The following is a 13,058-nucleotide window of genomic DNA, read 5'->3' as shown; positions in this document are numbered from 1 at the left end:
TCAGAAAATCAATCGTAAAATTTATAGTCTTATAAATAGGAATTCCTAAACTTTTCGATGAGTAATATATCCCTTTTCCTAATTCATTATAGTATTAAAAGTTTTCTGACTTTTCGAGATGGCGGAAATACGCTTATTCGTTTTCGGAGGATCACCGTTGTCAGTCAAGATACATACAAGCATATCGGTATGTACTTCAATCCCAATCTTAATTTTTGTCTGTCCGTTTTTTGACAAATCAGACAAATATTCCTCCATGAACGATAACAATGTCAATGGAGGAATGAAACATATACGTGTGTCACGTTGACAAGATATTGAAAATTCAGCGATAGTATCATGTTCTTTCTCCAACTCTAGATAGTCGGTTAGAAACCTTATTTCAGAATTTAACAGCACTAACATATCGTTGCATTCATATAAACGATAGCGTATTATTCGGCTCAATGTCAATAGTTGTGGAGACACTTTTGCCGGGGCAGTCATACAGAGTGCTGTGATATTACTCAGTTTATCCAAAAGATATTTTGTGCCGATATTGCTCTTCAATCTCTCTAAATCAGTGGTTATCTTCCGGGTTTCGAGTTGTTCCATTTTCTCTGTGGCATGAATCCAATGTTTATAGAAGATGATTACGGTAATGCTCGTTACCGACAATGTCAATACCGAGAAATCGGAAAAAAAATCAATAACCTTATTACGTCCGTCGAGAAAAAAGGAATATGAATGGAGAGGTATTTTATACTCAACATGAACGTAATACTCCGAAACGATGTCTGCTGTTACTACTGCGAAAATTGCAGCAAGAAGACTAAAAGTGTATTGTACATACTTTCCCGTCAACAACAGTCTTGGAAAGAAAAAAAACATGTTAAGATATATCATTGACAGATAAACCGCCATATATGCAAATATAATACCGCAAATATACACGTCCCGAATTTGTTCTCCATAGGTAATGAAGACATGGTTTGCAGAGATGACGCCTACGGAAACGACAAGTACGAAATGGCGACTCCATTTGTATCTCTTCTCCATAAGGAAATCATACAATATACTTTGTTTCTTTTTCTCTTGCATACATATATACTGTCACTCTTTTCCCAAATCTTCCATTATCTCAAAGCACAATACATCTACATTTTTTGCATCAGTGTGCAGAAAAGAAACATTGGAAAGGATAATGACTCCATTCTTTTTATTTATATCAAATACCATAGAGGAAGAAAAACCACCCGTACCGCCATTATGCCAGTACAATTCATTTTCGTTGTTTGTTTTTACGATATGCCACCCAAGTGCCATGCTTAGTTTGTCGTTTACCTTGAAAGTAGGTTTTCTTGTAATTGCAAGTTCTTTGTTATCCATATCGAATTGGGCTTCCAAGAAACATGCCAAATCATTTGCAGAAGAAAGGATACCGCCTGAGCCTAAAAATACATCCGAGTCCCATATCCAGTTACCCACAGGAACGCCTGTACGGCTTATTCCATAGACAAGACCGTTTTCCACCAACCTTGCGTCCGTATATGAATTGTTCATTTTATACTTTCTGAAAATTTTACCGGAAATGAGTTCTGCGAAACCGCATTTTTCCATACGGCATAGCGTGTAGCCCAGCAAACCGGTTCCAAAATTTGAATATAGATATTCCGGCTTATTCGGGTTGCAACACAATTGCAACTGATTTCTGAGATAATGTTCTAATTCGGAATAACCATATCTTTGGAAAGGATTTTTCCACTCCGCTTTCGTACTGTCTGCCAAAAACTCAGAAATATCCAAATTCGCAGGATATTCTTCCATTCCGGATGTATGATTTGACAAACTTCCAAAAGTTATTCGAACATTATCCTTAAAAGGGTAAGGGTAAAACTTGTTTATGTCGTCTGTCATTTTTATTTTTCTTTCAAGTATTGCATCGGCAAGCAATGTTGCCGTAAAGATTTTCGAGATTGAGCCGATTTCGAAAACCTTATCTTTATTCTCGGTATTTCTAATCGTATCATTTTGCTTTATTATCCCATAAAAGCGAGATTTCCCATTTTCTATGAACGCGATGGACATCTGGGTTCCATTGGGAAAACTCTTTGTTTTTTCAAATATCTTATGAATCTGATTTTCTTTCAAATCAGTTAATTCATTTACGACATCTTGCGAAAACGTCACTCCATGTCCGAACAGGCTTATCAACAGGAATAATGTGAACTTTGTTGTCATATAATCTTATAATATGTTAAACGTTATGTTTGGGCATTTATTGTAGTCCGTATCGTATGCCTATTGAGAAATAGGGGGATACACCGAAATGCGGATAATCGTCTTTGCTACTGAAAAAAGCTTTCAATGTCCGCGAACGGAAATAAGTTTCTCTTGATGCTACAATTCCTCCGACAATAGGGATAAAAAAGTTTTTCCCTATTTTAAACTCTGGTTGAATACCAATATAACCATATTGCATCACAAAATATTTATTATTTCCGTTTTCTCCTACTGCAGCCATTAGTCCTTTGGATTCTGCAAGTATCCCCAATTTGAAATTCTTGCTAAATTGTGTACCGATTTCTGCTTTGAATGTATTATACATGGATAATTTAAATTTGTACTTTCCCTCTATTTTCCAATCCATATATAAAGAAGGAAATATCATCGGATAGCCAAGTGCATTATTCAACGCAACACCGGCTCCCCAATCAAAATTCTTGTTTACATGTCTGATAAATAAGACACCTCCTTGTCCGAGAAACGAACTGCCTGAGACTTTATTCAAATCGGCAGTGTATATCCCGGCTCCCAAAATGGCAAGTACAGACCATTTCTCATTAAGTGGGCGCATATGCATCATTCCCAATTGGGCATTCATAAGTTCTTTCACTGTAAAATATCGTGGCATTTCTTTATTATTCATAGAAGCGTATGTACCATCCAAAGTAACAATCCAAGCCGTCAACTTGCCATTTCTATCTTCTTTTACAGATAAGGGAAGTTTCACCGAACCTTCGAAAGTATGCAAATCCCCTTTTCCACCAATTCTATTACCTTTTTCATCTTTGTATGCAGATGCAGAAATATATTCCGACTTTAATTGAATTTGAGCAGATATATTCACTCCTCCCGATAGGAGGAACAATATAAAAACACATACTATAATTATTCTTTGCTCCATAACGGTATTTATTTTGACGCAAAGATATAGTATAAAATAACATGGGGCGGGGAAAAATAGACAAACAGCAGGTTTTCAACATACGAAACGATATTGTCAGATTCCATTTACAGTAATTTGCCATCCCATCAAATACATTGATAAAATCATCTTATGTTGTGGAATATGGATATGATTACGGTATCTGCAAATATAATTTAATCAAAATTACATCGGTTTATTATAATAATATATCACATATATAATAATGTGTACTTTTATTCGTTATTTAAAAAGAGACAGTATTCATGCAGATATTGAAAGAACATAAGAAAAAACGTGTTCTAAATTGTTGCTCACTGTCACTCATAAATAAGGGATTTGTAAAAAACGTTGCAAGGAAGACATCCATAAAAACAAATCCCGACATAGTAAGATAAGAAAATCTTCAATATATAATTATAAAAACGGAGAAATTACTTTTCTTAATTGCATTTATCAGAATTTCTTATATGAAACAGGAAAACGAAGAAATAAACAAATGGATAGAACTTTACTCTGGTTCTTTGCTGAACAGAGCCTTGTCGATGGTGGCAGATAAAAATGATGCAATGGACTTGGTACAGGATACTTTTATGTCCGCTTCATCTTCCTATAATAATTTTAAGAGACAATGTACACCGTTGTCTTGGTTGCATAATATCTTGAAAAATAAAATATCCGACTTCTACCGAATACAATATCGCAATCCGGAAGTTGTCAGTATGTCGTTGTTCTTTGATTCATCGGGATCGTGGACAGACAATTCCGTACTTAACGAATGGCCTCAGAATTCAGATAATCCGGAAGCAGACAGTACGCTATTAGACACTTTGGACAGATGTATAGAACATCTTCCAAATCAATGGAGGATTACAGTAAAACGATATTACATTGAACAAAAAAAAGCCGACAAGGTTTGTCATGAATTAGGCATAGCCTCGACAAATCTTTGGAAAATACTTCAGCGCAGTCGCATGCAGTTAAGAAAATGTATTGAATTAAATTGGTTTGACACGTTATGAAAGCATTGTTCGGAAAATTGATCCATCTCCTTATCATGCCGTGCAGTCGTGTGCCATTGTTGATTGAACAACGAAATGCCGGTAAGCTTCCTCTTATTGCAAGGATGCGCCTTAATGCACACCTGTTAGTTTGTAAATGGTGTGCTGCTTATGTGGAAAAAGTTGAGCGAATAGATAAGTTGCTAACAAAAAAATATGAAGAAGAAAAATCTTTTGAAGACACTGAAATACAATCTTTTAAAGATAACATCAAAAAAAAATAAACTCATAATCTCATTCTGCTTGTCATGATTTTCTGATTTTTCCGACTATATAAGCGGAAAGCCTTCTGTGGCTTCTAATAATTAACAGGAAATCAGAGTAACTAAAGAAAAGATTGACAAGATGAATGCAGGAAAACAATCATTTCCTTTTGGAGGAACAATTCAAATTGGGAATTATATAACCCTTTTAGGATTTGCCGCCATTCTTATTTGTATTGGAGTATTTAAGTTTACTCAAACGGATGCAGCAGCCATTAAGCCCTTTACAGAATATAATCTTCTCTTTTGGGGAATATATGAGACATTGGGGATACAAACTATTTCTTATTTTACCGGAATAGTAGAAATCTTAATGGCTTTTTTGATTCTTCTGTCAATCAAATATCATTTCCAAAAACAACATACTCTATTAGGAGTAATATCTATATTATTCGCAACACTCGGTCTTTTATTTTCCACTATATATATGTGGCTGATAAAAGAGGGGGTAATTACAACAGATTTATTTATTCTTAAAAATATCGGATATATCGGTTTCGGTATAGTAATGTTTCGCATACTTCAAAATAAAAACATTCCTTTAATTTTGAGAAACAATAAAGAAAACATGTGTTTAAATACGTATGTTTTGAAATATAGGACATGGGGAATATGAGATAAATATAATGGAAATAGATGAAAAATAGACTCTATTAATTATTAATTTAAAAAAAACAGAAAATGAAAAAGAATCTTTTAAAAGCCGGTTTTCCGGTAATTGCTTTGGTGGCGACATCTGTGTTGTTTTCTTGTAGTAAGAATGAAGACATGGGGAATCCCATGAATAACGACACACGTACTTTTATGATTGAGAATATCGTTACTCCAAAGTTGTTTGTGGAGAGCGGTACATTCAAAGGGGTTGGAAGCAAAGAGATAAATCTTCCTATTATTTTACCCGGACAAAGTATTGATTTTAAGTTTAGTGCCGGTAAAAATCAAGCATTGATGTTTGTCACCATGTATGGCAAATCCAAAGATTGGTTTTTTGCATCAGAACAACCCGGCATAAAACTTTTCGACAAGCAAGGGAAGGCTATTACAGGAGATGTTTCTTCGCAAGTAAAATTATGGGATAACGGAACAATAAACGATAAGACCGGTTCACCGGAATCTAACCCTATTAAGGAAGTTAATGGTGTGGATGCTTCCAAACTTATGCAATTGACATTGGCATACGAAGAATCTACTTCAGAGTTTACGCTTACTCTCAAAAACATTTCTGCCGGAACAAAAAATGAGACTCCTTTTTCTCCCGGTGTATGGGCGGTTTCTACATTTGACGGAAGCAAACTTCTTGCAGAAAAGCCATTCTTTTCTCCCGGAGAAAAAAGCAATCCGGAAATCAGCGACATAGCACAGAAAGGAAATGTGGACAAATTGAAAGCAAAAGTTGAAGCCAACACGGGTATAATCACGGGAATATCTCCTGTACTTCTCGTAGTATATCAAGGTGCGAAAAATCCTGTTTATGAACTGAACAAAAAAGATCCCGGATTAGGACTGAAAGAACTTTCACAGAAAGGAAATACAAGTAAGCTGAAAGAAAGTCTGAAAAAGATGAAAGGAGTTAAGGAGGTTTATATAGTAGGAAACTCTCCGATTGGTCCCGGTAAAAAAGAGATGGTACGATATAAGGCAGAAGAAGGCGATTTGTTGGCTTATGTTTCCATGTTCGGCTTTTCAAACGACTGGTTTTATGCCAATGAGAAACCCGTTTCAGCATTGTCAAAAGGCAATATAACGAAAAGTACCGGTTTGTTTGATTCGGGAACCGGTGTGGATCAATTTCCCGGAGCAGGAAACAGACAAGCGCTTTTTGGAGGAATGCCACAGGCAGAAGATAAGCCTATTACCAAAGTTGGCAACACATTTCCGGTACCTTCTGTTGAGAATGTGTTGAGAATAACGATAAAATAAGAGGAGGTTTCCTCGAAAAAACAAGCGGATTGGGCATATTTCGTCTTTGCCCGATCCGCTTTTGTTTTATTCCTCCTATTGTATATTGAACTGAATAATATAATACCATATCCAACCATCGAAGAAACGGGATAAAGGCATGAGACAATTAAAGAAACATTTTAAAATCCACAAATAATTTAACGCGAGTTATACGAACTCAAAACAACAGACGAACTATGTACATATAATTATTTGTACATAGATACACGGTTTCTTCGGAGAGTAGAAATATACAGTCCGTGAGTCCGGCAGGTTTAGTACTAATTTATCGAAATGCCCATGCGTGAATGTTCCACACACTGTGTTTTTCATCTTTTAACCCAAATCGGTCATTAGACCGCATTTGCTTAGATTTGCCATTGCCGTTACGTTTCCCAACTACTTTAGCCCGCTTGCTGACATCTGCGCAGCCATTACATCTCGACGCAGCCCGCTACGCCTTCGATGAAACGGCTGCACATCTGCCCAACAATCGAACAAAAGCGGTTGAGGGTTCTAATGACCGATTTGGGTTTAATTGGCAGTTTCCACGGAACGAAGATGTTTATCAGTCCAATTCCGTCCCCTTTATTCCGAGTGCGCTCATCAACGAGTAACCCAGTATTTCTTGTCGGAAATTTCCGCCGGGCATCGGCTGCATGGCAAAAAGCGTGATGCGCTTATCGTCGCCGATGGCGGTAAGAGCACGTCTCAGGCTGTCGTAAATATCGCTTCGCTCACAGTCAGGTATCACCATGATGCGTTTTACTTCTTTCCTTCCTGCGGCAATCTGCACCATCTCAAGCATCATGTCGTCCTTGTTCGAAAAGTCCGGCACTTCCACTGCCGTCATGACAAACTCTCCGAGATTGTCGTTGAATGCCTTTCCGTTGATTTCGTCATCATAATCGGCAGGCAAAAAATTCTCCATGACTTTCTTTCCCACATCGTGCAACAAAACGATTTGCGTCTCGCCATTTCCCTCACGCACTCCGCCGTCGAGTGCAATGCAGTCTATCCACCTTGCAAGGTCGGCTTGCGGCACGCGTCTCATCAGCATACGTTCGAAATTTACTATGAGATCGAAAGCCACTCTGTCAACATAGTCTGCATCTACTATGATTACGTTCTCGCTCCATTTTTCACTTCTCAATTCTTCATTCATAGATGCAAAGTTAGTTTTTTTGTCACAAATGGCAAAATATTAAAGTGTATTTCGTAACTTTGCAGAAACATTACTTGCCCTAACAGATATTAACATGAAAATGAACTCATTCGTAAAACATAATTTCAAACGCGCGGTGACGGTGGCAGCGATGCTTGCCGCGGTGATGTTTGCGGCAGCGCAGCCGGGACAGTTGAAGGCTTTCAGAGGCGAGGTAAAAGACGGGTACGACTTTTGGCTGTATGTTCCGGGCGATTATTCTGAAACACTCGATGAAACTCCGGTACTCATATTTCTGCATGGAGCGAGCCTATGCGGCAGCGACATGAACCGCTCGCGACGCTATGGTCCGCTGCACGCGCTGAAAATGGGGCGCGACATACGAGCCATGATCATCACTCCGCAGAACCCCGGGGGAGCGTGGAAGCCGCATAAGATAAATAATGTTCTTGAGTGGGTGGAGGACAATTTCCCGATGGACAACAACCGGGTGTATGTCCTCGGAATGAGTCTCGGCGGCTATGGCACAATGGATTTCTGCGGTACATACCCCGAGAAGGTCGCTGCGGGAATGGCATTATGCGGCGGTTGCTCGCTGAAAGACGTGCAGGGATTAGGCGACCTGCCGTTCTGGATAATACACGGAACGGGCGACCGCGCAGTGGGAATTGAGCAATCCAAACACGTGGTGCGGGCATTGCAACAATCCGGCAATGACAACATGCTGCGGTTCGATTGGTTAACCGGAGCCAGCCACGGAGCACTCGCACGCATCTTCTACCTCGAGAAAACATATCAATGGCTGTTCTCACACAGCATGTTGGATAAAAGACGACATGCAAACATGGCTGTCGACATATCAAATGCCGACCTGAAAAACGCTTACCGCAACATGAACCGAGATCAAATATTGTACGAGGAAGTGTATGAGATAATATATTAAATGTTCAAAATTAATTGATAATTTTCCGGAGCATACATGTTTGTTTAAAACTAAACATTGTACCTTTGCAAATTGTTTGACAATTAACATTGTATGGAAATGACAACATTATCATTGGTCATCGTCATTGTTTTCATTACGAGCTATTTCTTCATCGCCATCGAAAGCGTGACGAGAGTGAACAAAGCAGCGGTGGCATTGCTGATGTTCGTGGCATGCTGGACTCTTTTTATGATAGATCCTTCGCAGTATCTGCCTGCCGCGGCGGGCGAAAGTATAGGCAATATGGTGGGCAGCGAGATGGAACGACACTTGGGAAGTACATCTACGACACTGTTTTTCCTCATGGGAGCGATGACGATAGTTGAACTGGTTGACCAAAACGGGGGATTCAATTTCGTGCGTGACTGGGTAAAGACACGTCATAAGAGGATACTTCTGTGGCGCGTTGCATTCCTAACGTTTTTGCTATCGGCCATTCTCGACAACCTCACCACGAGCATAGTAATGATAATGATTCTGCGTAAACTTATTCCAGAACAGAACGACCGCTTCAAATATGCGGCACTCGTCATTATAGCCGCCAATTCCGGAGGGGCTTTCTCTCCCATCGGCGACGTTACTACCATAATGCTGTGGAACAAAGGCGTGATAACCGCCGCGGGTGTAATGACGGAATTGTTGTTGCCGTCGCTCGTGTCAATGGTGGTACCTGCATACATCATATCGCTCTCGCTGAAAGGTACTATGGACATTTCTGAAATACGGAAAGATAATACCGATGACGAAGATCTTACCACCGGACAGCGCAAAGCGGTTTTCTACATCGGTGTGGGAGGACTTGTTTTCGTACCGATATTCAAGATTCTGACACATCTTCCGCCGTTCGTGGGCATACTTCTTGTACTCGGACTGCTGTGGACCATTACCGAGATATTCTACCGAAAACTGCCGGAAACGAACAACAACCGGAAAGGAACGATGAAGCGCGTCATAACAATGCTGAAACGTATAGACATGTCAACGATTCTTTTCTTTCTCGGAATACTCATGTCGGTGGCATGTCTTGAAACAATCGGGGTGCTGACGCAAATGGGACACGGACTGAACGACACCTTCAACAGCAATCACTATGCCGTTACGGGCATCATCGGCGTACTGTCGTCCATCGTAGATAACGTGCCGTTGGTGGCAGGTTGCATGGGCATGTATCCCGTAGAGGCTGCCGGCAACATGGCTGTCGATGGCATCTTCTGGCAACTTTTGGCCTACTGTGCCGGTGTGGGCGGTTCGATACTCATCGTGGGCAGTGCCGCAGGTGTTGTGGTAATGGGATTGGAAAAAATATCGTTCGGCTGGTACATGAAACATATATCTTGGATTGCCTTTGCCGGTTATATCGCCGGAATGTTGTGTTATCGGGCAGAACATTTATTGTTATTCTGACGTATTGCTCCACCTCTTGCCCTGTCCTGATAATTCGAAATGGTTACATTGCAATCCTTATGCAGGATAAATCGTATCGGTCAACAAACAATTAAACCCAAATCTGTCATTAAACCGCATTTTCTTAGATTTGCCATTGCCGTTACGCTTCCCAACTGCTTTAGCCCGCTTGCTGACATCTGCGAAGCCATTACATCTCGACGCAGCCCGCTACGCCTTCGATGAAACGGATGCACATCTGCTCAACAATCGAACAAAAGCGGTTGAGGGTTCTAATGACCGATTTGGGTTAAATTTATTCTTTATTGGAAATATGCCGCCGAAAGATATAAGTTTCTCGAATTTTATTTGTACTTTTGCCATGCATGTGTGAGATTTATTTGACTTCTTATTGCAGCACTAAGTTAAGTAAGATTTCCCACATGGCAAAATTCCGGGCGACTCACTGTTGCTCGGGAAATTGTAAAAACATTTAAATCAAAGTGTTGCGGAATTAAGGATAACAATGAAACCAACTTTATTACTCCTCGCGGCAGGAATGGGAAGCCGATACGGCGGACTGAAACAACTTGACGGTCTCGGCCCGAACGGCGAGACAATAATGGACTACAGCATATACGATGCCATCAAAGCCGGCTTCGGCAAGATAGTATTCGTAATCCGCAAGGACTTCGAACAGGAGTTCCGCGACAAGGTGCTGAGCAAGTACGAAGGACACATCCCCGCCGAATTGGTTTTCCAGAGCCTCGACTCATTGCCCGAAGGATTCTGCGTACCGGAAGGACGCGAGAAACCATGGGGGACAAACCATGCCATACTGATGGGCAAAAACGTAATCGACGAGCCGTTTTGCGTAATAAACTGCGACGACTTTTACAATCGCGATGCATTCATGGTAATGGGGCGTTTCCTAAGCAACCTTCCCGAGGGAGCAAAGAACGACTATGCCATGGTGGGGTTCCGCGTAGGCAATACCTTGTCGGAAAACGGCACGGTGGCACGCGGAGTATGTTCGAAAGACGACAACGGCAACCTCGCCACGGTAGTGGAACGCACCGAGATAAAACGCATAGACGGTGCAGTAAAATATAAAGACGAACAGGGTGAATGGGTATCCATAGACGACAACACACCGGTATCGATGAACATGTGGGGCTTCACGCCGGACTATTTCGAATATAGCGAGGTATGTTTCAAGGAGTTTCTCGGCGACAAGAATAACATGGAGAACCTGAAATCGGAGTTTTTCATACCGATGATGGTAAACAAACTAATAGTGGAAGGTACTGCATCGGTACGCGTACTCGACACCACGTCCAAATGGTTCGGGGTTACCTATGCCGCCGACCGCCAAGGAACGGTTGACCGCATAGACGCACTCATAAAAGAAGGGGTATATCCCAATAAGTTGTTCTGATGTTCCCATGTCCCCACGGGAACAACAACATCATTACAACAATGTCAATGCAGTAGGTAGCCTATAATTTAAGCAACGTCGTATATTGCTGTCATAAACGGAAGCGGAACAACGAGAAGTTCACGCTTCCGTATGCTCTGTGCTGCGAAAAATGGCGATTGGAGGAGAAATCATGCTTCTCTCCATGCTCAAAAACGAATATTCCGCCATCGTTCAACAAACCGCTCTCCATCACTATTTCGGGAATGTCGGCCAATCGTTCCAACGAATACGGCGGGTCTGCAAAAATCAAGTCGAATTTCTGCCGGCACGATTTGACAAATCGGAACACGTCGCCGCGGATTGCTATGCAGTTCTCGTCGCCTATTTTCTTCAAACACTGCTTAATGAAAGCATGATGTTCCCTGTCTGCCTCCACGCTGACCACTTGAGCGCATCCCCTCGACAGCAGTTCGAGCGAGATGCTTCCCGTACCCGAGAAGAGGTCGAGAGCCACAGCCCCTTCAAAATCTATAATTCCCGTTAGCACATTAAAGATATTCTCTTTGGCAAAATCTGTTGTCGGTCTTGCCTTGAAAGAGCGTGGAATATCAAAATGTCGCCCTTTATATTTTCCTGTAATTACACGCAAAGCGGATTGAGTTATATTTTTATATTAAAACATTAATCGTGAAACAAAACACCGGTTTCCTCCTTATCTCTATCGGTCATTACCAATCCCCGGTTGCCAACAATTCATCGTCTTACCCTCTTCCTTTCAGGTAAAGTGTCATAAGGTCGTACGGCAAACCCTCAATCTGAGTTATCGGTGCACGGTTGAAATCGCCCGAGAGGTTAATCCTATAAACATTCTTCAGGAATTTTCGCAGTTGTTCCATCATCTCTTCCCTCTCCGGTATGTCTCCCACAAGGTGTAGTTCGTCTCGCCCTTGGTTAAGTGCCAGTTGCTGCCATACCGCCAGAATGAAGAATACACTGTCGTGCGAGTTTGTCCCGTCAAAGGTATTAACAAAACGGAAACGGTTCTCCGAGAAACTGAACAGCGACAGTTGCTTGTCATAGAAGTAAGCATACAGTTTGCGTTGCATTCCGGCATAACTGCGTTGGTGCATATAGTTCCACACCGGCTGGCATACGGGGCACCACTTGGCATCGGCAAAATGGTCATCGACAACCGTCTTCAAATCCTTGTTGAGTGCGAAAAGTGCCACGGAATCGAGTTGTGTAAGAACCGAAGACATTGTAATGTCATTCTCATGCTCAAGAATGGCATGGTTGAAAATCATCGTCTTTTCCTTTATACGAAAATGTTCTATGGGTACAATTATCACCGGTGTACTCACCATTACCAATGCCTTTGTCCACCCTTTTTGCAGCAACGGTTCGTTAACAAACGCCTCTCGCAGGTTTGCCGCCGTTGATATTCCGTTCTTTACCGGATATTGCACATACGTTATCTGTCCTGCCTCGTCTGTATCGGGAACCGAGAACGACATCGTGTTGCGGCTCACGCGTATTGTAAGCCTCGGGCTTTTCGTCGTCTTCTCTGTTTTTTCTGCATTCTCGGCAACTTTTCCCTCATTTATATCATGTTCTTCAACCATCACTATTTAAACATTTATTGATGTATAATCA

At 41.1% G+C, this 13,058-nt stretch carries 15 protein-coding genes; 9 read left to right on the top strand and 6 right to left on the bottom strand.

Translation table 11 applies throughout. The features are described from left to right. Positions 1–78: 78 nt before the first annotated feature. The 3 genes from EII32_RS01185 to EII32_RS01175 form a co-directional block, all read right to left on the bottom strand. Positions 79–1,080, bottom strand: coding sequence for a histidine kinase (locus EII32_RS01185; RefSeq protein WP_125233638.1), 1,002 nt, complete (start codon positions 1,078–1,080; stop codon positions 79–81). Positions 1,081–1,092: 12 nt separating this feature from the next. After that, positions 1,093–2,130 carry a serine hydrolase domain-containing protein gene (locus tag EII32_RS01180; RefSeq protein WP_233582275.1) on the bottom strand — a complete coding sequence of 346 codons (1,038 nt, stop codon included), beginning with the start codon at positions 2,128–2,130 and terminating at the stop codon, positions 1,093–1,095. A 127-nt stretch (positions 2,131–2,257) separates the two neighbouring features. Beyond that, positions 2,258–3,166, bottom strand: a complete 909-nt coding sequence (locus EII32_RS01175) for a DUF6268 family outer membrane beta-barrel protein (RefSeq protein WP_125233636.1) — start codon at positions 3,164–3,166, stop codon at positions 2,258–2,260. A gap of 491 nt (positions 3,167–3,657) precedes the next feature. Between EII32_RS01175 and EII32_RS01170 the strand changes: the two genes are divergently transcribed. The 5 genes from EII32_RS01170 (at position 3,658) to EII32_RS01150 (ending at position 7,069) form a co-directional block, all read left to right on the top strand. Beyond that, the gene (locus tag EII32_RS01170) at positions 3,658–4,209 is read left to right on the top strand and encodes a sigma-70 family RNA polymerase sigma factor (RefSeq protein ID WP_125233635.1); all 552 of its coding nucleotides are present in this window, start codon (positions 3,658–3,660) and stop codon (positions 4,207–4,209) included. Continuing rightward, positions 4,206–4,472, top strand: coding sequence for a hypothetical protein (locus EII32_RS01165; protein WP_125233634.1), 267 nt, complete (start codon positions 4,206–4,208; stop codon positions 4,470–4,472). Before EII32_RS01170 ends, EII32_RS01165 begins: the two co-directional genes overlap by 4 nt. Before the next feature lie 121 nt (positions 4,473–4,593). Continuing rightward, positions 4,594–5,127 carry a DUF417 family protein gene (locus EII32_RS01160; protein WP_125233633.1) on the top strand — a complete coding sequence of 178 codons (534 nt, stop codon included), beginning with the start codon at positions 4,594–4,596 and terminating at the stop codon, positions 5,125–5,127. A gap of 65 nt (positions 5,128–5,192) precedes the next feature. Next, the gene (locus tag EII32_RS01155; protein WP_125233632.1) at positions 5,193–6,431 is read left to right on the top strand and encodes a spondin domain-containing protein; all 1,239 of its coding nucleotides are present in this window, start codon (positions 5,193–5,195) and stop codon (positions 6,429–6,431) included. Positions 6,432–6,826: 395 nt separating this feature from the next. Further along, complete coding sequence (locus tag EII32_RS01150) at positions 6,827–7,069, top strand: hypothetical protein (protein ID WP_125233631.1); 243 nt, start codon at positions 6,827–6,829, stop codon at positions 7,067–7,069. On the opposite strand, the gene EII32_RS01145 is transcribed toward EII32_RS01150, so the two are convergent. Further along, a complete protein-coding gene (locus EII32_RS01145) occupies positions 7,021–7,617 on the bottom strand; it encodes a DUF6621 family protein (RefSeq protein ID WP_125233630.1) in 597 nt (198 codons plus the stop codon). The two genes, EII32_RS01150 and EII32_RS01145, sit on opposite strands and share 49 nt — an antisense overlap. Before the next feature lie 100 nt (positions 7,618–7,717). Here EII32_RS01145 and EII32_RS01140 point away from each other — a divergent pair, with 100 nt between their 5' ends. The 4 genes from EII32_RS01140 to EII32_RS01125 all read left to right on the top strand — a co-directional run bounded on the left by EII32_RS01140 (position 7,718) and on the right by EII32_RS01125 (position 11,423). After that, a complete protein-coding gene (locus tag EII32_RS01140) occupies positions 7,718–8,560 on the top strand; it encodes a phospholipase (RefSeq protein WP_410524551.1) in 843 nt (280 codons plus the stop codon). Positions 8,561–8,659: 99 nt separating this feature from the next. Continuing rightward, positions 8,660–10,006 (top strand): sodium:proton antiporter NhaD, encoded by a 1,347-nt coding sequence (gene nhaD, locus EII32_RS01135; protein WP_125233629.1) that lies wholly within the window; start codon positions 8,660–8,662, stop codon positions 10,004–10,006. Between the two features lie 130 nt (positions 10,007–10,136). After that, positions 10,137–10,379 carry a hypothetical protein gene (locus tag EII32_RS01130; RefSeq protein WP_125233628.1) on the top strand — a complete coding sequence of 81 codons (243 nt, stop codon included), beginning with the start codon at positions 10,137–10,139 and terminating at the stop codon, positions 10,377–10,379. A 132-nt stretch (positions 10,380–10,511) separates the two neighbouring features. After that, on the top strand, positions 10,512–11,423 hold the full coding sequence (locus EII32_RS01125; protein ID WP_125233627.1) for a nucleotidyltransferase: 912 nt from the start codon (positions 10,512–10,514) through the stop codon (positions 11,421–11,423). Between the two features lie 91 nt (positions 11,424–11,514). Here the strand turns inward: EII32_RS01125 and EII32_RS01120 are convergent, their stop codons facing one another. Further along, entirely contained in the window at positions 11,515–12,054 is a 540-nt protein-coding gene (locus tag EII32_RS01120; RefSeq protein ID WP_125233626.1) for an RsmD family RNA methyltransferase, read from the bottom strand. A 112-nt stretch (positions 12,055–12,166) separates the two neighbouring features. Continuing rightward, positions 12,167–13,027 (bottom strand): DUF3822 family protein, encoded by an 861-nt coding sequence (locus tag EII32_RS01115; protein ID WP_125233625.1) that lies wholly within the window; start codon positions 13,025–13,027, stop codon positions 12,167–12,169. Between the last annotated feature and the right edge of the window lie 31 nt (positions 13,028–13,058).

This window comes from Prevotella sp. OH937_COT-195 (assembly GCF_003932845.1).
In the GTDB taxonomy this organism is placed as follows: domain Bacteria; phylum Bacteroidota; class Bacteroidia; order Bacteroidales; family Bacteroidaceae; genus Prevotella.
The sequence above is the reverse complement of the archived record's forward strand: the minus strand, read 5'-3'. Positions and strand labels throughout refer to the sequence as shown.